A 20,505-nucleotide genomic window follows, 5' to 3' on the forward strand; every position below is an offset into this window, starting at 1 on the left:
GGAGAAAGCCCACGCTCTTCTCACGAAACGGTTCTCCCGTTGAGCAGAATTCGGCGATCCGGCTAGGTGCAAAGGTATCGCTAATGGCGGAGCGAATCAACGTTCTTCCCGGAAATAGGCACTTTTTACACGACCACCGAAGTTCACCCGTTAAAGCTCGAGCGGCAGCTGAGGTCAGTGGACGGCCATGAACGGTCGTTCGATATTGCCGCTCAGATCGTCTGACAATCCCATACACCGCCTTCGCAGATCAGAGGTAGGAGTGAATCGATTGCGAAGTGAAGAGCCGCTGCCTGAGCAAATGCAGGGTCGTTGGATAGCCGAACAAGAACGCAAGCGCGCCGAAGCAAGTTCCGGACGCCATTCGAGGCTTAGGACTCCAATCGAACGCCTCCCAGGGTTATTTCGCTTCCGCCCTGACCGGGGGAAGTTCAGGCGCGTCGAGCCCTGCGAATGGATCCCTCCAGGCGGGGATCTCCATGAGCCGCGCATGCCAGGCTTCGACGCGCGAAAAATCGGAGAGCGGCAGGCCGGCGAGTTCGGCGAACGGGAGCACGCATGCGACGCGAAAATCGGCGTAGGTGACCTCGTCGCCGACGAGCCAGTCCCTGCCCGCGAGATGCTGGTCCAGAATCGCGGCCGAGGAGGCGAATTCGCGCAAGCCCGCCTCGACGAACTTGCGCCTGACCGGACCTAAGCCATAACGCTGCCTGGTCACCCGTTCGAAATGAACCTGATCGCAGGCACGCACGAAATTCCAGTAGCCCCAGCTGATCCAGCGGATAAGGTCCGGCATGGCGTCGCCTGTCGGCCAGAAGCCAGACCCCGCAAGGCGCGAGAGCCGGCAGGCGATCGCGTCCGCTTCCCAAAGCGTCGCCTCTCCCTCAACCAGAATGGGAACGCTCAAGTTTGGATTGAGCTTGAGGAACTTTTCACGCTCGCCCGGAGAGAAGGGGGAAGCGAATTCAAACTCGACCGGCGAGTTCAAATGGCGCGCCACGGCAACGGCGAGGCGCGGATTATAGTTGCGGCTGAAATAGAGCTTCATGGCGCGTTTGTTCACGAGGGATCGGTTGGGTCTCTTGTCTTGATGAATGGCTGCTCGAAGGCCATCGGCGATTCTACCCGCGCCAATGAAAAGGACTCAGCGGAATAGATGAACATCTATGCTCCTCGCTCAAAATGGAGCGGTACCCATTTTGTGGACGCCATGAACTGGCTCTTGAGAGTTATCCACGGCCGGTCGTCGGGTCGCCTGTTACGACCACGACGGCGGCCGGCGGTGGATAACTCGACACTCATTATGACGCGCGTTCTTGCGCTGATGCACACGGAGTGGACAGTCTCCGGACCGGAGCCAATGAAAGTGTATGCGATCGAGGTCGCGCGCCGCCAGCAAGATGGCAGCTGGTGCTGGCTCATCGGCGACCCTTTTACGGTCAGCAGGGAGTTTTGCGCTGGGAAGTAGCACGAATAGTGGACAAAAAATTTTACGTTAGCAATGGGCTTTCGCTGAGGCTCACAATGAATCGCCCCGATTTGGTTGGGGACTTCCGACTCTCTTGCAATGCAGGTGAACAGCCGCGTTGGGAATCTGCTACTTCCCTTACGGGTCGAGGCCTTGGGAAAACGCATGTTGAATGGGCGACGCACTGTCTGGCGAATGGCTTTGGCCGCTATTTGGCTGATCGCAGGCAGGAAACTCACGAACACCATACCGGCGCGCGATCTTGCGAGCCGCAGTTGGAAGCAGAAGCCCCGAAAGTCAGACTGATGATCGCTAAAACGCTCCCTCCGATTGTCATCGCGACAGTAGACGACTTTCGTCTTCTGCGGATGCAAGGCAAGTAAGTACTACGCCAACCACTAGTGCTCGGTGGCGCGACAGAACGCTTGGGGCGAACGCCGACTGGCCAGCGCGTGGCCGCCGATGACCGCTGGTATCCAGGAAGCTGCCGCTGAGTTGGTGCGGACACCAACGGCAGAGCCGCCCCTCCGTGACCAGTTCGACTTTCATGTCGGGATAGCGGCGCAGGTATTCGAAGATTAGCGGTTCCAGGATCATGCGCGCCCAGTTCAGTCCGCGTTGAGTCGGAGAACGCCGGACGGACGCTCGCGATGCTGGTCCATGTCCTCCATGGCCGAGCGGATCGTCGCGAGTGCCGGACCGACCTGGGCGAGGAACTGCTCGCCCGCCGCGGAGAGCGACACGCTGCGGGTTGTCCGGTCGAACAATCGCACGCCCACGCGATTGCGGCGACTGGACGCGCTATCTCCCGAGAAACCCGGGCTTCATGTGAGGCCGCTTCGGGCACCGGGGCCCGGGCTGAAATATTCTGCATTGGGTCGATATTGGCGGTTCCATACTGAACCGGGTCACGCTTACCAAACATGTTGTGGTTGATGCCATGCAGCATCAGAAACCTTTCATGATTCATCGCGAGATTTAAGGCGAAATTTCGATGCGCTCAGATCGGTGCGGTAAACCGATTCCGCTCGTTGAACGAACGGATCAACGCATTGATTGTTTTTTCCGCCAGCTTTCCGGACCAATATGGATTGCCCACATGGACAGCAGGTTGAACGCGATGCCGAAGCCCACGATCGGCGCACGTTGCGCCACCGGTATGCGCCTGAATCAGGGTTGCGGCAAACGGCGCGCTGCTGCCAACCACCACGGCCAGGTTGTAGGCGACCGCGGACCCCCGGTAGCGGATTTCCGTCGGGAAGGCTTCCGCGAAATAGGCAGGCTGCGCGCCTGCATGGAACTGGGCCGCACACAGCAGAAAGACGATGGCTACGGCAATCAGCAACGTGTTGCCGCTGAGAACAAGCGGGAAGAACACAATGAACGCAAGCAGCATCGTGCGTGATCCCACCAGCATGGCCGTACGTCGCCCGATCCGGTCACACAATGCGCCGCCGATGCCCATCGCAAACATCGAGCAGAGGTGGGCGAGAATCAGGATCGCGAAAGCGGTCGGCTTTGCCATGCCGAGCTTGTTCGTGACGAATGACAGGATGAACACCGTCGCGATGAAATAGGCGATCGACACTGCCGCCCAGACCACCATCAGCCGGAACACGGTTCCTGCATAGGCCCCGAACGCAACGGCGGGCTGATCACCCCCCCGGCGCCTCTTCTCCATTTCCGCCTCGAACGCAGGGGTCTCCGAGATACGCATCCGGATGAACAGCCCGATTGCCACTAGCAGGAAGCTGAACAGGAAGGGCACCCGCCATCCAAAGCGCAGAAACTGGTCGCTCGTCAGCAACGCGGCCATCCCGAACAGAAGCGCATTGGCCAGCACCTGTGCGAGCGGCGAGCCCATCGCGATAAAGGAGCTATAGAAGCCGCGCCGGTCGTTGGGCGCGTGTTCCATCGTCAGCAATTGACTGCCTGTGACTTCGCCCCCCAAGGCAAATCCCTGCATGAAGCGCAATACGACGAGCGCGAGCGGCGCCATCACGCCGATCGATGCATACGTGGGTAGCACGCCGATCAGGAAGGAACAGATATTTCAGGTCGGTGCCGACGCAGAAGGCCCTGTCGCCGGCACCCTTTACGATCGCGACGCGCAACGACGGATCAGCGGCATAGCGATCGAACGCATCGGCAAATTCACGATGGGCGTCCGGATGCATCGCGTTGAGGACTTCGGGCCGATCGATCGTCAGGGTCAGTAACGGGCCATCGACCTCGTAATGGCAGTAACGATAGGTTTCGGGTGCCATTGAGAGCCTCCACACGCGTTCAATCGAGGGGAACGGTAAGCCGGTCGATCACCGCTCGCGTCTGGGGGCGCACGCCGCGCCACCATGCGAACGCCTCGGCAGCCTGTTCCACGAGCATCCCGACACCGTCCGCGATGCCCAGCACACCCGCGTTCCGTGCGAGTTGCAAAAAGGGGGTGAGACGCTTGCCGTAGGCCAGCTCATAGGCCGCTCCGGTCGGGCCGAATACGCCTGGTGGTACTGGCGGGAGTTCGCCAGTGAGGCTCGCCGACGTCGCGTTGACGACGAGGTCAAAGCGCCCCATAGCCTCGAGGTCGCCATACCCGCATGCGACGAGAGAATTCCCTGTCGCGACTTGTGCGACCAGCGCCTTGACCTTCGCGACATTCCGGTTCGCAACGACAAGTTCAGCAGGACGCGCCGCGATGAACGGCAGCAATGCGCCGCGCACCGCGCCTCCCGCACCGAGCACCAGCACGCGTTTGCCGGCCATCGGCATTTTCAGATTGACTTCGATGTCCCGTACGAGGCCGACGCCATCGAAGTTCTCCGCGATGATGCGGCCGTCCCTGAAACTCAGCGCATTCGCCGCGCCGGCGAGTGTCGCCCGCTCACTTCGTTCGTCGGCCATCGCGAACGCCTTCAGCTTGAAGGGCGCCGTCACGTTCATGCCTTTGCCGCCGCCGGCGATAAACGACCGGACGGTCGCAGCGAAAGCGTCGTCCGGCTCCAGCGGTCCTTCGATTGCCGTGTACGACATGTCCTGTTGCGATTCTTCGGCAAACAACCCGTGAATCAACGGCGATTTCGTATGGCCGATCGGATTGCCGATCACTGCGTACTGGTCGTTCATTACGGCCTCACTTTCGAATACAACACGCCATCGGTCTGCATGGCATCAATCTCGGCCGCATTAAAGCCGAGTGACACGGCGACTTCCGCATTGTGCTGACCAAGGTCCGGTCCGACTTCGCGGATGGTCGTGTCACAGTCGGAAAAGCGGAACGGCAGATTCGGCAGGCGCAACGTGCCGAAGCGCGGGTGTTGCTGTTCGACCACCATGCCGCGTGCGATGATCTGCGGGTCGGCAAGCACCTCGTCGATGCGCTGCACCTTCGCGCAAGGCACGTCGATGCTATCGAGCAGTTCCAGCACTACGGCGACCGGCCGTCCGGCAACCCAGGGCTTTACCACCGACAGAATTTCCAGCCGACTGGCATTGCGCCCGTTCAGCGTGTGGAATCGCGTGTCCGTGCCGAAACCGGCAGGTCCGCCGTGCGTCTCAGCCAGTGCCGCGAAGCGCATCCAGGCGTCGTCGACCTGCGCGGCGATCACGAGGTCGCCATCCGCGGCACGGAACACCCCGTAGAGCGTTGACGTAGGCATGTCGTGACCGGTCTGTTCAGGAACGATGCCCTGCGTCGTGTAGCACTGCACCGCGTATTCGTGCATCGACACGAGCGTGTCGTACAGTGCCATGTCGATGTGCTGTCCCCGGCCGCTCTTCACGCGACCGAGCAGCGCGGCATTGATCGCCGCCACCGCGTGGATACCGGTATACATGTCGCCAAGCGAGATGCGCATCAACGGCGGTGGTTCGCCGGGATTGCCGATCATCTGCATGATCCCGCTCTTCGCCTCGGCAATCAGGCCGAAACCGGCGCGGTGCGCGTCCGGTCCCGTGTGGCCGTAGGCGGAGATAGAGCAGTAGACGAGGCCCGGATTACGCGCCGACAGTTCGTCGTAGCCGAGTCCGAGTCTGGTCAGCGCGCCCGGCCGGTAGTTCTCGACGAACACATCCGCCGAGTCGCACAGGCGCTGCATGAACTCCTTCCCACGCGGGTCGCGCATGTTGATGCTGACGCCGCGCTTGCCCATGTTCATCTGCAGAAAATAGGCGCTTTGCTCGTCATCGAGCACGGTCGCATGCTGACGCCCCGCGTCGCCAGTAACCGGACGTTCAACCTTGATCACTTCGGCGCCAAGCGCCGCGAGACAGCGCCCGACATACGGACCGGCGAGAAAATGGCTGTAATCGACAACGCGAATACCTTCAAGAGGACGTGCCTGCATCAGAATGCTCCCGGTCGGCGCGGCACCATCAGACGATGCTCGCCATGCTGGACAACCTGTCCGTCCTGATTGATCAACTCCGACGGCAGCACCACAATGCCCCAGTCCGGACGGCTCTTGCTGGCCCGCATCGTGCCGACGCGGAATTTCACGTGCAGCACGTCGTTCACTTTGATCGGCAGGTTGAAGTCCCAGGTCCAGCCGAGCGACATGCCCGGCAGAAAGCGGTATTCGCTTTGAGTCTTGAGGCCGTCGGCAATCGACATACCGAACAGACCATGCGCCACGATCGAGCCGAAGTGGCTCGCGTTCGCATATTCCTCATCGACGTGCACAGGCGTGTGATCGCCCGTCAGGTCGGCATAGGCCAGAATGCGCTCTTTGGTTACGGTGTAAGTCGGGCTGAGACACTCGTCGCCTTCGCGGGCGTCGTCCCAGTATTTATCGACGATCGTCATCTCAGGCCTCCGCGCGCGGGTTGATGGCCAGTGCTCGCGCCACGCACGAGGCGGGCTTTGCCTGGATCAGTTCGACGGCGAGACCGTCCGGCAGGCGCAACCAGTTGCGTCCTTGCGACATCTCAGTGACGTCGTACCGTTGCGCCGCAACGAGCGCGGCCTCCATGTCTTCGCACATCACGCCAAGATGGCCAAGTCGACCTTCGGGCGCTTCATGGTTCGGGTTATGAATGAATTGCAGACCACCGAGCGTCCAGTACTGCCGCGGTTCATCGACGGTGCCGTCGACTTCGCGCATCGTCATGCCAAGCACGTCTTCAAAGAAGCGGATGTGCCAGTGAATGTCCTTGACCCAGATGGCCACGTGTTCCAGATAAGCCTTGCTGCCTTTCATGCGGTTGTCTCCTCTTTTTGCCGGTCGGCCGTGCAACGCTCGATGCCCTTGATACAGGCGACCAGCGTCGCGTTCACCGGAGTCGGCACGCCGTGCCGTTGTCCCCAGCGCACGACCGCGCCGTTGATAAAGTCGATTTCGGTGATGGATCCTTTTTCGAGGCTTTGCAGCATCGAGGTCTTGAAGCCCGACGAAAGTCCCTCGCCGGCGAGCGTCCAGGCGCGGTCAGGGTCGACTGTGGAAAGGGCCACGCCAGCGGCCTGGGCGACCGCTATCGCTTCGGCGACCGCTGCGAGTGCAGCCGTCTTCAATAGCGGTTCGTCGTAGAGCTGGCCGTAGGTGAGCCCGGTCGTGCCGGTCAGTGCGCCAGTCGCGACATTGACCAGCAGCTTGTCCCACATCGTGCCGACGATATTGGCGCTGACGGTCGTGTCTAATCCGGACGCGTTGAACGTTTCGGCGATCGCGTTCACGCGCGAGGTAATCCGGCCATCCAACTCGCCAATGTGGGTCGCTTTGCCGGCGACGCCAGACTCGATGTGCCCCGGATTGCGCATGACGCCACCGACGTATGTCTTGCCGGCCAGCACGCGTTCGCGCCCCACGACGTCAGCCAGCACAGCTTCGTGTCCAAGGCCGTTCTGTAGTGACAGAACAAGCGTTTCGGGCCCAATCAGTTCCAGTGCGCCGCGCATCGCGGCGTCGGTATCGAATGACTTGACCAGCACGACGACCAGATCGACGACACCGGCTTCAGCAGCCCGTGTCGTGGCGTGAACTTTCACGCGACGAGAGCCATTCGTATCGTCTACCTGTAGACCGTCACGCCTCATTGCCTCAACGTGCGCCGCCGAGCGGTTCAGCAACCAGACCTCGTTGCCGCCTTCGATTAGCGCGGCCCCAATCGCACAGCCCAGTGCACCTGCACCCAGAATTGCAATCTTCACTGCCGTCTCCTTAACATGAAGATCAAGATACAAGCCGGGGGTCATGTCGGCAATGCAATGAATTCAATGACGTCATTGCCACAGGCAATATGAGAGGCAACGCGTGACCGTTCGGCTCCGAAGCCATATGCACGCGTCGCGGCTAACGATCGATTTGCCCAATGGCCACGGCATCGGGCGTTTCACCGAAGCCGTACGCGGGCATGCAGCAGCACAGTGCCGATCCCGCTAATGGCAATCACGAGCATGCCCAAGGCAGTCCAGATGTCGGGGACCTTGCCAAAGAGCGCCCAGCTAAAAAGCGTCGCGAAACCAAGTTGCGCGTAGCCGAACGGAGTGAGGAGGGCGAGGGGTGTTCTGTGGAGTGCCTGTAGCATCAGCAGATGGCCGAAGGTTGCAAGTGACGCCATCACGAGAACCAGCAGCCAACTGCCAACCGTCACCTTGCGGATTTCAGGCAGCAGGTCCGCCTGATCGACCCAAAGAAGTCCAGCAAGCGCGATATTCGCGACCAATGCGGTAATGAAGTTGGTCGTGATCGGGTCGCCTGCCGTCGACAGTTTGCTGGAGACCACCTGAAAGCATGCGAAGGTCGTGGCGGCACCGATCGGGAATGCCACTGTCCAGCTGAACTCGCCGCTACCCGGCCGCACCACGATCAACATGCCGATGAAGCCCAGAACGACCATCGACCATTTGCTTTTCGGCACTTGCTCGTTGAGCAGGGTGGCCGCAAGCAGCGTCGAAATCAGAGGTGCCATCATTGCCAGCGAAGTGGTGACTGGAAGCGGCAAATAGCGCAAGCCCGCGAATGTGCAAGCCGAATTGAGAAGGAGCAGCAAAGCGCGGAGGAGTTGCAGTTTCAGCACGCCTGCGTTGCGGAAAGGATTGATGCCCTGTCTGGCCTGCCACGAGCAGAGGGCGATGGCCTGGAAGGTGTAACGTCCGAAAAGCAGGGCGACCAGCGGCACCGCCCCGCCGATGACCTTGACGGTGGAATCGCTCGCAGCAAACGTTGCTGTCGTGGCGATCATCAGGATGATGCCGGCCTCGGCGGTTATCGGGAGGGTGATCGGGCGTTTCAAATTGATGCCTGTAGTAAGACCGCCTGACCAGCAGCAGTGGAATTTCGGCAATGCGTGTTGTGCATTTGAACAACGGGTTGCTGGGACGAGCGCAGACCTTCGTCGCAATGCAGGCGCTCTGGCGCAAACGCCTGCATTGCTTTCTAACGTGCCTGCATCGTGGCCTTTGCGACTCTTATATCGTCGAGGGTTTGTGCCCGCAGCTGATCGTATCGTTCCTTCGGGATCGGAAGCGCAGCGCCATTGCCAAGATCATCCAGTCGCACCCGATACGTCTCTCGCGCGCTCCACGCGGCAAGCGCGGAGATGATCGTCAGGCCAAAAGTGATGGACCCGACGATGAGTGGAATATTGTTCGATCCAGGTGGCGCGACGGCGGCGAAGAGCGCCGGAAGCAGTGCGGTGATGGTCGTGCCGAGGTTCTGCGCGATCGCCATAGCTGAGACGCGTGAACGGGTCGGGAAAAGCTCCGGGTAGTAGCTTGGAAAGATCGCGTTATAGCCCTGATACACCACGCCCCACATGAGTATCGACATGATGAACGCGAGCGGCAGGTTGTGAATGCTAATCGCGTACAGATACCCGAATGAGAGCAGACCGGACGACAGCGCACCGACCATGATCGGGATCCTGCGGCCGATGCGATCGGAGAGGTTGCCGACGTGCGGAATCACCAGAACCGCCACAATGTTTCCGACCACTGGAATCCACAAGTACACGCTTTTGTGAAAGCCGATGCCATACGAAACCTGTACAGCATAGGCCGCCCCGAAGATCGTTGCGACTACCGGAATGACGTTCATGAACGCCATGCCGACGACCCGGATCATGTCGGGCCAGCTGTACCTGAAGGCCTCGATAATCGGTGCGCGTGCGACCTCGCCTCGTTCGTCTTCTTTCGCGAAGGCAGCGGTCTCCTCGACTTCACGACGGATGATGTAGCCCGCCAGCAGTACGACCGAACTCAAAAGGAAAGGAATGCGCCAGCCCCACGATACGAACGATTCTTCAGGCATGTAATACGCGAGCGGCAGGAACACGGCGGCGGCGAGAATCTGTCCGGCCTGCACGCCTTGTAGCGTGAAGCTTGCAAAGTAACCGCGCCGGCCGAATGGTGCCTGCTCCATGATCATCGAACTGGCACCCGAGATTTCGCCGGCTACTGCGAAGCCCTGCACGAGGCGCAGCATCACGAGCAGTGTTGGGGCGAGCATGCCGACCGAATGGTAGGTTGGCAGCAGGCCAACGGCCATGGTGGAGAAACCCATCAGGAACATGCATAGCAGCAGCACCGTTTTACGCCCGTGCGTGTCGCCCCAGTGGCCGAGGAAAAACGCACCGATAGGCCGCGCAACGTAGCCGACGCCGTAGGTCGCGAGCGACGCGACAATTGCGATTTTCGGGTTCCCTGCAGGGAAGAAGATTTGTGGAAAGATGAGAGCGGCGGCCTGCGCATAGATGAAGAAGTCGTAGTACTCGAGCGCCGAACCTATCCAGCCGCTTGCTCTTGCCTTCTTTGCTTGCCTTCTTTGCTTGCCTGCGTTGCTTCGCAGCGGTGGGCCCATCACCTGCGCCGCCCGGTGATAGCGATTTCCTTTCCATGACGTCTCCTGATTTTTTAAGTAAGCCGGAGCAGCATCGATGGCTGCATTCTCGGTGGTTCGCGCTGGCCGAACATCTGAAGGTGGTTCATACGGAATCGATCGCGCATAACGGCCGGCGCGCAACGAACCAGGACGCCGATCCCTGGCGGTTCCTCCTTGACCTGAAGCTCAAGATACGAGCGGATACTCATTCCCGCAATGCTATGATCGCAATGACATCATTGCGAGGAGCAATAGTCCTATGAGCTCAGCCGAACTCCCTGATTTGAAGCTGCTGCAGCTATTCGATCTCCTCTACGATGTCCGCAGCGTCACACGCGTGGCCGAGCAGCTGGGACAAAGTCAGCCAACGATCAGCATCTGGCTGGGACGTCTGCGGGAACATCTACAGGACCCACTCTTCATACGAACGCCGACCGGCATGGCGCCGACGCCGCAGGCCGATGCCCTGATCGGCCCTTGCCGGGAAATTCTGGAGTCGCTGCGGCGCTTTGCGGCGTGGGAGATTGCGTTCGATCCCGCCACCGCGAAGCGGCGCTTCCGAATCTGCATGACCGACGCCAGTCACATCACGCTACTACCGCGAATGTTGGCGCATGTGCGCGAGCAGGCACCGGGTATCCGGCTGGAAGCGGCGCGTATCGACGGCAATACCGAACGGGCACTGGAGTCCGGCGAGGCAGACCTGGCAATTGGTCACGTGCCCTGGCTTGGGGGTGGGATTTATCAACAGCAGCTGTACCTACAGGACTGGGTCTGTCTGACGAATCGTCATCATCCAAGGCTAAAGAGCAGACTCGGGCTGAAGCAGTACCGCGCCGAAGGACATGTTGCGATCACGGCTGGGACGGGCGCGCAACTACTTGAACAGGCGCTGGTGCGCGAGCACATCGAGCGCGAGGTGGTGCTGGAGTTGCCCGGGTTTCTTGGGCTTGGCGCGATCATCCAAAGCACGGATCTGATTGCCACACTGCCGCGGCACATTGGTGAGACGCTGGCGAAGATCAACGATCTGGCCGTGCACTCCTGCCCGGTTCCCGTCGATGGATTTGCGGTCCGACAGCACTGGCATGCCAGATATCATCACGAAGCTGGAAACCGGTGGCTGCGTAGTCTGGTCGTGCAGTTGTTTTGCAGCGCGGGGTGACCACGGATCGCCCAAACCAGATTTTCCGCAACACGTACGCTCGAATGACCGCACTTGCGCCTCACCGCGCTTGGTTTTTCCGATTGCCGCAGCGACCGTTGCACCCTTCAAACCGGCCATTTGAGATGCGACCCACCGAGGGCCCTGGTTGGGTCGGCGACGGTCTTCCGCTCAATGGGCGGCTTGGGACTTCAGGCGTACGGGGCAGCGGGCAGCGGTCGGCCAGCTTGAGACGTTCGACAAGCGACGAAAATCGTCAACAATCGGTGTTCATCCCCCAACATTACTCGTGGAAGCATCACCGCTGGCTAACGGGTGCGGCAGGCTCTTTGGACAAATCTCTACGTTTTCACTCGAACTCGCGCAAACTCTCGTGCAATATTTCGACCCGCTGTAAATGGTCGCTGCCCCGTTCGAGCAGGCGTTCGGCAACCAGTGAGCAGATCAGATTGACCACCGCCGTCATGCCGACGTTGCTGTCAAACAGCATCAGGCCATCCGTGTGGCAACGGATCACCCAGCGCGCCAATCGCGCCGGCTTCCCCGCAATGACATCCGACATATACACAATCGGTACGCCGGCCTCCGCGAGTGAAACTGCGGCAAGACCGACCGCCGGCACACGGCGCCGCAAGCCGACGATGATCGCGACATCCTGCGCGGCCAGGTCGCCGAGATATTCGCCCATGGTGTCGCCCGGCGCAGGCAACAACACCACGTCGGTGCGCACCTGAATCAGTTCGCGCCTGATCATCGTGGCCATCGTATGACTATGCCGATATCCGATGATCACCACGCGCCGCGCGCGCGCAACTGCTTCGACCACCTCGCTCAGCACGTGAGTATCGAGCGACCGGTACGTGCTCGCCAGATTCTCGACCTCGTGCTGCAAATGCGCCTGAATCACGTCGTCGAGTTTCGTACTCGCATTCTTGCGGCCTCGATCCTGTAGATACAACGGCGAACCGCCGACCTGTGCCGCGCGCGCAATCGCACGCGCGTCGTCATAAGAAGCATATCCGAGCTTCTGAAAAAAACGTGTCGCAGTCGCTTTCGAGACCTGCGCGGTCGCCGCCAGTTCCGTAGCGGTTTGCATCGCCAGTTGCCCCGGCGCACTGAGAATGACATCGGCTAACCGTTGATCGATCTCGGACAGTTCGTCATAGCATTCGGCGATGCGACTCTCGATCGACTGCGGTGCGCGCTTTTCCTGTTTCGTTTGAGCTTTTGGCATTTCGATGCTTGTGAGTAAGTGGAGCGCCCGCCGTGGTGCAACGTCGGCACTGCGAGCGTGCATTGCTGTTTTCTTGCACGCAGCAGGTGCAGTCAGTCGTCATCCCGTGATGACGTCATTATAAATCGGACCGTGGCAAATGAAATTCGTGTTTCTCAAACATCCATATAGAAACACACGTTTTCATGGTTTGGTTCGTGAAACCCATGTTTCTCACATAAGTTGGCACGGATCATGCGTTCAGACGGTTTCGTCCACCTCTCAACGGGAGTTCCCTGATGTCGAAACGCCGCCTGTCCAGCATTGTCCTCGCCGCGTTGTTTCCGTTCGGCGCATTGGTCCACTCGGTAGCGGCGAATGCCGATACGCTCGACGACATCAAGAGTCGCGGCACGATGACCGTCGCGATCGATCCGACCTTTGCGCCGTATGAATACACCGACGCCAGCAACAACATTGTTGGCTTCGATCCGGCCGTCATGGCTGCGGTCGCGAAGCATCTGGGAGTAAAGATCGAATATCAGCGTATGGCATTCAGCGGGATCATCCCGGGCCTGCTCGCGCATTCGTTCGATGTCGAAGGTTCTGCGCTGAACGTAACCGCCGAACGTGCAAAGCGTCTCGCTTACATGGCGCCGACCAGCAAGACCGTGAACGGCGCTCTGGTGCGCGCCGATTTCAAAAAGATTCCGCAGCAAGCCACCATCGAGTCTCTCGCTGGTCTGACGGCCGCGGTCAAGAGCGCGAGCGCACCCGAACAGATCCTCAAGCAGTTCAACGAGACGCTGAAGGCCAAGGGTCTTGCGCCGATCCAACTGATCAGCGTGGACAGCGTCGATCAGACAGTGGCTGCATTGATGACGCGTCGCGCCGATTTCGTGTTCGACGATATGACCGTGCTCGCGGGCGTCATCAAACAGAATCCGGGCAAGCTGAAATCGACCGGTGAGCTTGGACCGTCGCAATGGATTGCCTGGGCGACCCGCCCGGACGATACGCGTCTGAACAAGGCGATCAGCGACCAGATCCTCGCCATGAAAAAGTCCGGCGAACTCGCACGCCTGCAAAAGGCCAACCTGGGCGTGAGCTTCGATACGCCGACGTCCGATTTCATCCCCGCGCAGTAAACCGAGCAGACCGAATCACATGACAGATCCAGTACAGACTCTCACCGTCAAGGCAGGACACGGACGTACCTTCGAAGTGAAGGCGGGCCAACGGTTGACCATCATTGACGTCGAGGGGCAGCAGGCCGCCGACTTTGTCGCGGTGGTCAAGTCGAACCATGGCGAGAAGCTGTCGCCGACGCATACGCGCCGCCAGCTTCGGACGCTGTTTTTCAACGTCGGCGACGCGCTGTATTCATCGCTGGGGCACCCGTTGTTGCGGGTAGTCGAAGACACCGTCGGCATTCACGATGCCAACGTGCCCGCCTGCGACGACACGCGTTTCACGGTCGATTTCAACGTGACCGGGCATCGCAACTGCCTCGACAACATGCACGCGGGTCTGGCTCTGTACGGGCTGTCGCCGTTCGATGTGCCGGAGCCGTTCAACCTGTTTCAGAACGGCCCGGTCACGCGGGATTGCCGGATGCAGGTCACCGATCCGACCAGCAAGCCGGGCGACTACATCACGTTCGACGTGCTCGAAGACCTGGTGTGTGCCGTGTCGTCGTGTCCGCAGGACATCATTCCCGGCAACGGCCTGAAGGTTACCGACATCGCCATTTCCATCCTGCCCGCGACGCCTGTCGCCGTCTGAACGGACTCAACATGCTGCTTCTTAAAGAACCGCCTTCGCGCGCACCGCTGTCCCCGCGAACCGTCGCCGTGCCTGCGGGCGAATCGCGCGCGATCGACGTCAAGGCAGGCCAGATCCTGCGTATCGAGGCGAAAGAACCGGGCGCGGTCGCGTCGATGTTCGGCTTCAGCCGGATCAACGACGATGTGTACATGTCGGTTCATCACACACGCGTGTTCAGCAATTCGTACGTGCTGCAGGCGGGCATGCGGATCGTCAGCAATCGCCGCCGCGCGCTGATGGTGCTCGGTAAGGATTCGAGCGGCAAACACGATCTGCTGCTCCCGGCATCGACAACCGCGTATCTCGCGGACCAGGGCTACGCGGGACAGACCGGCTGCGTCGAATCGGTCGATGCGGTGATTCAATCGCTGGGGCTGAAGCCGCCCAAAATCCCCGACCCGATCAACCTTTTCATGCACGTGGCATTGCATCAGGATGGCCGCATCGAACCGCTGCCCAACGTCACGCGAGCCGGCGAATTCGTCGCGTGCCGGGTGGTGACGGACATGGTGTTCATCGTATCGGCGTGCTGCACCGGCATTGCGGGCAACGACGTGCCAGGCGCGCTCGAACTGTCGGCGGTCGAAGAACTAGACCAACTCTGATTCCGGGAACCAGCGGTGATGGGCTTTGACCCGCAAGTGATCCACAGCCTGCCGACACTCATCGACGGCTGGCTGCTGACCGTGGAACTGACGCTGTTCGGCGCAACCGGCAGTCTCGTGTTTGGCCATCTCGCGCTCGCGATGCAACTGACACGCGTTGCGCCGTTGCGCTGGGCCGCGCGACTCTATATCAGCTTCATGCGCGGCACACCCGCCCTCGTGCAACTGTTCGTGCTGTTCTTCGCGTTGCCGCTGATCGGGCTGGGCGGCCGTCCGATGCTGGCGGCCGCGCTCACGCTCGGCCTGAACAGCGGCGCCTACACGGCGGAAATCCTGCGAGGCAATCTGCGGGTGATCACTCCTGGCCAGTACGAAGCCGCGATTGCGCTCGGCATGGCGCCGTGGCGCATCGCGTTGAGGATCGCGCTGCCGCAGATGCTGAAGGCCAGCCTGCCCGCACTCATCAACGAATTTACGATCCTGTTGAAAACCACGCCGCTCGCGTCGGTCGTCGCCGTCACCGAACTGACGTACGCGGGACAGATGGTGATCGCGCGAACCTACACGTCGACGCAAGTGATGCTGCTGGTCAGCGTCGGCTATCTGGCGGTCGCGTTGCCGGTCATCTATGCCGCGCGCCGCGCACAGCGTTCGCCGGGCGTGCCACGCGTCGAGCAGGTCGCGACGGGAGTTGCGCGATGACCTTCGATCTCAGCGTTCTGTCCGGCTACTGGCCGGAGCTTGCAGCAGGACTCGGCAGCACGGGCTGGTTGTGTGCGGCCGGCGCAGTGATGTCGGGCGTGCTCGGCGTGCTGCTGACGGTCGGCCAGCGACGCTGCGGTCCGTGGCTGGCCGCGGTGATTCGCGGCTACACGGCATTGACGCTCGGCTTGCCGCTGCTCGTGCTGCTGTATGTCATGTTCTTCGTATTGCCGGATTTCGGCGTGCTGCTGCCCGCGCCGCTGGTCGGCACGGTCACGCTCGCGGTCTATTACGGCCCGTACGTCGCAGAAGTGATTCAGGCTGCTGTTGCCGCCGTGCCCGCTGGAACCGTCGAAGCGGGCGTCGCACTCGGCATGTCGCCGGTCGCGATCGCGCGCCGCATCATCGCGCCGCAAGCGCTGCCGCTGCTGCTGCCAACGCTGACGGGTCTGCTGATCGGCCTCGTCAAAGATTCCGCGTTGCTATCGGTGATCTCTGTGCACGAATTCATGTTCGCCGCGAAGGCCGTCGTGTCCGACACGTACGCGCCGCTCGAAGTCTATTTCGTCGTCGCGATGGTCTACTGGGCCGCGACGTCCGTCATCCACTTTTCGACCCGTCATTGGGAGCGCCGCCTCGGCCGCGACCATCGGGTCGCCCGGCCCCGGTGATCAGTATGAACCTATCCGACAGCACGCAGCCCGTAGCGTTGAAGGCGAACGGTATCGTCAAGTGGTTCGGCGCGAACCGCATCCTCGACGGCGTCGATCTGACCGTAGCGCGCGGCGAAACGGTCTGCGTCCTCGGTCCGTCGGGCTCCGGAAAATCGACGCTGTTGCGCTGCCTGAACTGGCTTTCACCGCCCGACGAAGGCGCCATCTGGATCGGCGACCAGCGGATCGGCTTGCGCGAGAACCCGAACGGCGCGACGAGCCCGCGTCCTGAGCGCGAGATACGCGCGCAGCGCAGCCGCATCGGCATGGTGTTTCAGAGTTTCAATCTGTGGCCGCATATGACGGTGCTTGAAAACGTGATGGAAGGACTGCTGTCGGTCAAACGGATGAATCGTCTCGCCGCCACTGACCTCGCTGTCGAAGCGCTGAGCCAGGTTGGCCTCGGCGGCAAGCACACGTCGATGCCCGCGAACCTCTCGGGCGGCCAGCAGCAGCGTGTCGGCATTGCCCGCACACTCGCGATGGCGCCGGAGGTCATCCTGTTCGACGAACCGACCAGCGCGCTCGATCCCGAACTGGTCGGCGAAGTGCTGACCGTGATGCGCGGACTCGCTGCGAACGATACGACGATGATTGTCGTCACGCATGAAATCGGCTTTGCGCGCGATGTCGCGGACCGCGTGATCTTCATGGACGGCGGACGCATCGTCGAACAAGGTCCGCCCGCGCAGGTGCTCGACACACCCTCGTCGCCGCGACTCCAGCAATTTCTCTATCGCTTTACTCCGGAAAATTCACGCTCATGAGCTATACAGATCAACCCGCAGTAACCGTTCCCGCCGGCCACGGCAAAGCAGTCCGACTGAAAGCGGGCCAGGCCGTACGGGTCATCAATACCCATGGCACGCAAGTCGTAGACTGCTGGGCCTGGAACGCGTACGACCTGAACGAATACATGTGCATGGAGACCACGCGCGTCTGGAACCAGCGGCTCAATCCGGTGGTTGGAGACAGCTTCGTGACCAACCAGCGTAATCCGGTGCTGACCGTCGTGGAAGACACGACGCCCGGTGTCCATGACACCTTTATGGCGGCCTGCGATCGCAAACGCTATGAACTGCTCGGCGTGCGCGGCTACCACCGCAACTGTTGCGACAACATGTTTGAAGGGATGTTCGAACTCGGCGTGACGCCGCCGCGCCAGAACCTCGCTTCGTTCAACATCTTCATGAATATCCGCGTGCAACCCGACGGCATCACGCTGCATACGTTGCCTACCGTGACAAAGCCTGGCGAGTACATCACGCTACGCGCCGAAATGGATTGCTTCGTGGCGTTTTCTGCGTGTCCGCAGGACATCGTCAAAATTCAAGGGCAAGGCGACAACACGCCGAAACCGGTTGACATCGCCGTGCTCGACGACTTCTCATCCGATCTGCAAGGCACGCAATCGTGGGTTCCGGACGCCTGAGCGTTCATCATTTCAACAATCTCGGACAGACGCTCACACACATGGCGATTCCCACTTTCGACCCGGACGCGCCGGCCTTTACGCGCACGGGCATCAACCTCGCGGACCCACGTCTGGGCGCACATGCTGTGCTCACCAGTGATGATTTTTTCGCGCCGATGGCTCGCATGTTGAATCCGGAGCCGGCCGTGTTCATTCCCGGCAAATACGATGACAACGGCAAATGGATGGACGGCTGGGAATCGCGTCGCAAGCGCGTGACTGGCCACGATTTCTGTATCGTCAAGCTGGGCACGGCGGGCGAACTGATGGGCGTCGATATCGACACGAGCCATTTCACCGGCAACTTTCCTCCGGCGGCATCGATCGACGCGTGCCGCTCGGATGACGACATTCCGCCCGCCGATGCGCAATGGACCGAAGTGCTGCCCGCGATGGCGCTGAACGGAAACGCGCATCACTTTCGCGCAATCGAGGCGGCCGAGGGCGCGGTCTACACGCACGTACGCCTGAATATCTACCCGGACGGCGGTATCGCGCGATTGCGCGTGTTCGGCCGGCCGCGCCGCGAACTCGCGCCGGGCGCCGAACTCGATCTCGCGTCAGCGATGAACGGTGCGCGGATCGTTGCGGCGAACAACCAGCACTACGGCCTCGCGTCAAATCTGCTTTTGCCCACGCGTGCAGCCAACATGGGCGAAGGCTGGGAAACCCGTCGGCGTCGCGAACCGGGCTGTGACTGGTGCATCGTCGAACTCGCGGTGGCTGGCGAAATCAGCAGGATCGATGTCGACACCGCGCATTTCAAAGGCAATTTCGCGGACCGTTGCTCGCTTCAAGGCGCATTCGTTACGGCAGGCACCGACGAGTCGCTCATTACCCAATCGATGTTCTGGCCCGTGTTGCTCGACGAGCAGAAGCTGGAAATGGACTGCTTACATTCGTTCTCGCCTGAACGGATAACGCCGGTTACCCATGTGCGCTTCAATATTCTGCCGGACGGAGGGGTGTCGCGAGTTCGCCTGATCGGGCACGCAGTGGTCTGATCCACACCGCCTGCCCGATTTGGTCGTAAGAGGAGTTCCAGCTTCGAAGACTACATTGTCATTGGAATTGTTTAAACAGGGCTAGTCCTCGCGGTGGGTCCCGTTCCCACGCAAAGTGCAGTTGCGTGGTTGCCCCACCCGACGTTGCTCTAGATGTAGGATTGCGGTCTTCCTGTACGCAACAAGGCGCTGCTCATTCGAATCGAGCGTTTGCGCAACCAGCTTTGTTGCCTTGTCCCAGTTGTAGGTGCGGAAGGCGTGACCGTTCGTCACAAACATCGCGCCGGCGTAGAACATCTCGTACTGCAGGTGTCGCGAAGCGAATTCGCTGCGGACAGCGTCCCAGACCAGCTTGAGCAACTCGACACGTTCGTCCGGGGACATCGCACCGGAAATCTGCGTCTTGCAGATAATTGGAGCCAGCTCGGGGTTCTCGAGGTCCTTGTGGGACGACGGCAACATAATCAGCGAGCCGCCGGCCAACTCACGGATGGCATTCAAGAACACCGGATACAGTTCCTGCGTGATGACCTGCGCGGCGTACATCAGGTTGCGGTCGGGGACGAAGAAGCCATAGAACGTCGAACCGGCTGCCTCCATGCCCTGCAGCATGCTTTCGACCATCGTCGCTTTCGCCGACAGCCAGCCGTGCTTTTCCTTGACCGGAGGCATGTTGAACGTGCCAATCGTCTCGGTAACCTTGCGGGCAAGGCCGAGCAGGAAGCGCATCTTCACGGCCAGGCGGATTTGCGCCTGGTAGTTCTGCATCGTATGTCCCGGCGTGTCGTGGAACTGAGCACGGCAGGCGTCGACGTCGCGATACGTGAACACGCGTTCCCAGGGTACCTTCACGTCGTCGAAGTACATGAGCGCATCGTTCTCGTCGAAGCGCGAGGCGAGCGGATTGTCGAACGCCGACACGGCGTATTGTTCGTAGGACTTGCGCGAGAGGACGCGAAGACCCTTCGCGTTCATCGGAATGCAGCAGTTGAACCCGAGATTCTCTTCACCTTTTTTCAGCGGCTGAAGATTCGCAACGAACACCCTCATTGGCCATGATAGAGCCGGTGCCGAGCATCTTCGCGCCGCGAATCGTGATGCCTTCGTTGTCTTCGTCGACGATGGCTGCGACGAGGTCTTCGCTCTGCTGGTCGCCCCAATCCTTCGAGCGGTCCGCTTGAGGGTTGATGATGACATAGGTGAGGTAGAGGTCGTTACCAACGCATACACAGAACAATGATCTCCCGATCAAAATGCCGACCATCGAATACCCCCTCCAGACCTTTGCGTTTGCTCATCGCCGGCCACCAGATTGATTGGTTCGCTACTTTAACCGATCCGATGAGCCTATTTGTACCATAACCCGCGTGCGTTGCCACAGGCCCGTAATGGCCGTAATGGGGGTGCCACACCGGTTGGGGGACCGTCTGCCACTTGTTCGTCAGACAACTAGGGTAGGCGGATATTGCAAAAATGAATACGCCCGATCAGTTCCTTCGGGTTGAAGGCTCGCCGTAGCGTGGT

At 60.6% G+C, this 20,505-nt stretch carries 22 protein-coding genes and 2 pseudogenes; 9 read left to right on the forward strand and 15 right to left on the reverse strand.

Annotated features, from left to right (window positions below; translation table 11 throughout):
* Positions 1–400 precede the first annotated feature (400 nt).
* The 12 genes and pseudogenes from P0D89_RS31675 to P0D89_RS31730 form a co-directional block, all read right to left on the reverse strand.
* A complete protein-coding gene (locus P0D89_RS31675; RefSeq protein WP_408364097.1) occupies positions 401–1,063 on the reverse strand; it encodes a glutathione S-transferase family protein in 663 nt (220 codons plus the stop codon).
* Between the two features lie 1,013 nt (positions 1,064–2,076).
* Positions 2,077–2,241 carry a LysR family transcriptional regulator gene (locus P0D89_RS31680; protein WP_408377694.1) on the reverse strand — a complete coding sequence of 55 codons (165 nt, stop codon included), beginning with the start codon at positions 2,239–2,241 and terminating at the stop codon, positions 2,077–2,079.
* 104 nt (positions 2,242–2,345) lie between these two features.
* Positions 2,346–2,438 (reverse strand): annotated as a pseudogene (locus P0D89_RS31685) (type II 3-dehydroquinate dehydratase); the annotation flags it as partial.
* Positions 2,439–2,468: 30 nt separating this feature from the next.
* Complete coding sequence (locus P0D89_RS31690; RefSeq protein WP_408364099.1) at positions 2,469–3,467, reverse strand: MFS transporter; 999 nt, start codon at positions 3,465–3,467, stop codon at positions 2,469–2,471.
* Between the two features lie 100 nt (positions 3,468–3,567).
* Positions 3,568–3,735 (reverse strand): annotated as a pseudogene (locus P0D89_RS31695) (enoyl-CoA hydratase-related protein); the annotation flags it as partial.
* Between the two features lie 19 nt (positions 3,736–3,754).
* Positions 3,755–4,588, reverse strand: coding sequence for a shikimate dehydrogenase (gene aroE, locus P0D89_RS31700; protein WP_408364101.1), 834 nt, complete (start codon positions 4,586–4,588; stop codon positions 3,755–3,757).
* On the reverse strand, positions 4,588–5,808 hold the full coding sequence (locus P0D89_RS31705) for a CaiB/BaiF CoA transferase family protein (protein ID WP_408364103.1): 1,221 nt from the start codon (positions 5,806–5,808) through the stop codon (positions 4,588–4,590). Before P0D89_RS31705 ends, aroE begins: the two co-directional genes overlap by 1 nt.
* Entirely contained in the window at positions 5,808–6,266 is a 459-nt protein-coding gene (locus P0D89_RS31710; RefSeq protein ID WP_408364105.1) for a MaoC family dehydratase, read from the reverse strand. The genes P0D89_RS31705 and P0D89_RS31710 overlap by 1 nt, the downstream gene beginning before the upstream one ends.
* Before the next feature lies 1 nt (position 6,267).
* Positions 6,268–6,660, reverse strand: coding sequence for a VOC family protein (locus P0D89_RS31715; RefSeq protein ID WP_408364107.1), 393 nt, complete (start codon positions 6,658–6,660; stop codon positions 6,268–6,270).
* Complete coding sequence (locus tag P0D89_RS31720) at positions 6,657–7,607, reverse strand: ketopantoate reductase family protein (RefSeq protein ID WP_408364109.1); 951 nt, start codon at positions 7,605–7,607, stop codon at positions 6,657–6,659. The genes P0D89_RS31715 and P0D89_RS31720 overlap by 4 nt, the downstream gene beginning before the upstream one ends.
* A gap of 182 nt (positions 7,608–7,789) precedes the next feature.
* The gene (locus P0D89_RS31725; RefSeq protein WP_408364175.1) at positions 7,790–8,641 is read right to left on the reverse strand and encodes a DMT family transporter; all 852 of its coding nucleotides are present in this window, start codon (positions 8,639–8,641) and stop codon (positions 7,790–7,792) included.
* 194 nt (positions 8,642–8,835) lie between these two features.
* A complete protein-coding gene (locus tag P0D89_RS31730; protein WP_408364111.1) occupies positions 8,836–10,257 on the reverse strand; it encodes an MFS transporter in 1,422 nt (473 codons plus the stop codon).
* Positions 10,258–10,537: 280 nt separating this feature from the next.
* Here P0D89_RS31730 and P0D89_RS31735 point away from each other — a divergent pair, with 280 nt between their 5' ends.
* Positions 10,538–11,443, forward strand: a complete 906-nt coding sequence (locus tag P0D89_RS31735) for a LysR family transcriptional regulator (RefSeq protein ID WP_408377688.1) — start codon at positions 10,538–10,540, stop codon at positions 11,441–11,443.
* Positions 11,444–11,792: 349 nt separating this feature from the next.
* Here P0D89_RS31735 and P0D89_RS31740 read toward each other — a convergent pair whose 3' ends face one another.
* Positions 11,793–12,677 (reverse strand): MurR/RpiR family transcriptional regulator, encoded by an 885-nt coding sequence (locus P0D89_RS31740; protein ID WP_408364115.1) that lies wholly within the window; start codon positions 12,675–12,677, stop codon positions 11,793–11,795.
* Positions 12,678–12,955: 278 nt separating this feature from the next.
* Between P0D89_RS31740 and P0D89_RS31745 the strand changes: the two genes are divergently transcribed.
* The 8 genes from P0D89_RS31745 to alc are packed head-to-tail and all read left to right on the forward strand — an operon-like array spanning position 12,956 to position 18,981.
* A complete protein-coding gene (locus tag P0D89_RS31745; protein ID WP_408364117.1) occupies positions 12,956–13,804 on the forward strand; it encodes a transporter substrate-binding domain-containing protein in 849 nt (282 codons plus the stop codon).
* Between the two features lie 19 nt (positions 13,805–13,823).
* On the forward strand, positions 13,824–14,441 hold the full coding sequence (locus tag P0D89_RS31750; protein ID WP_408364119.1) for a DUF1989 domain-containing protein: 618 nt from the start codon (positions 13,824–13,826) through the stop codon (positions 14,439–14,441).
* Between the two features lie 11 nt (positions 14,442–14,452).
* Positions 14,453–15,088 carry an urea carboxylase-associated family protein gene (locus P0D89_RS31755; protein WP_408364121.1) on the forward strand — a complete coding sequence of 212 codons (636 nt, stop codon included), beginning with the start codon at positions 14,453–14,455 and terminating at the stop codon, positions 15,086–15,088.
* 18 nt (positions 15,089–15,106) lie between these two features.
* Positions 15,107–15,790: an amino acid ABC transporter permease gene (locus P0D89_RS31760; protein ID WP_408364177.1), complete on the forward strand. Its 684-nt coding sequence runs from the start codon at positions 15,107–15,109 to the stop codon at positions 15,788–15,790.
* Complete coding sequence (locus P0D89_RS31765; protein ID WP_408364123.1) at positions 15,787–16,461, forward strand: amino acid ABC transporter permease; 675 nt, start codon at positions 15,787–15,789, stop codon at positions 16,459–16,461. Before P0D89_RS31760 ends, P0D89_RS31765 begins: the two co-directional genes overlap by 4 nt.
* Before the next feature lie 5 nt (positions 16,462–16,466).
* Positions 16,467–17,270, forward strand: coding sequence for an amino acid ABC transporter ATP-binding protein (locus tag P0D89_RS31770; RefSeq protein WP_408364125.1), 804 nt, complete (start codon positions 16,467–16,469; stop codon positions 17,268–17,270).
* A complete protein-coding gene (locus P0D89_RS31775) occupies positions 17,267–17,935 on the forward strand; it encodes a DUF1989 domain-containing protein (RefSeq protein WP_408364127.1) in 669 nt (222 codons plus the stop codon). The genes P0D89_RS31770 and P0D89_RS31775 overlap by 4 nt, the downstream gene beginning before the upstream one ends.
* A 41-nt stretch (positions 17,936–17,976) precedes the next feature.
* Entirely contained in the window at positions 17,977–18,981 is a 1,005-nt protein-coding gene (gene alc, locus P0D89_RS31780; protein WP_408364179.1) for an allantoicase, read from the forward strand.
* 81 nt (positions 18,982–19,062) lie between these two features.
* Here alc and P0D89_RS31785 read toward each other — a convergent pair whose 3' ends face one another.
* Positions 19,063–20,025 (reverse strand): 4-hydroxyphenylacetate 3-hydroxylase C-terminal domain-containing protein, encoded by a 963-nt coding sequence (locus tag P0D89_RS31785; protein ID WP_408377690.1) that lies wholly within the window; start codon positions 20,023–20,025, stop codon positions 19,063–19,065.
* Entirely contained in the window at positions 19,988–20,245 is a 258-nt protein-coding gene (locus tag P0D89_RS31790) for a 4-hydroxyphenylacetate 3-hydroxylase N-terminal domain-containing protein (protein WP_408364131.1), read from the reverse strand. The genes P0D89_RS31785 and P0D89_RS31790 overlap by 38 nt, the downstream gene beginning before the upstream one ends.
* Between the last annotated feature and the right edge of the window lie 260 nt (positions 20,246–20,505).

The organism is Paraburkholderia sp. RL18-085-BIA-A (assembly GCF_046027075.1).
GTDB lineage: Bacteria > Pseudomonadota > Gammaproteobacteria > Burkholderiales > Burkholderiaceae > Paraburkholderia.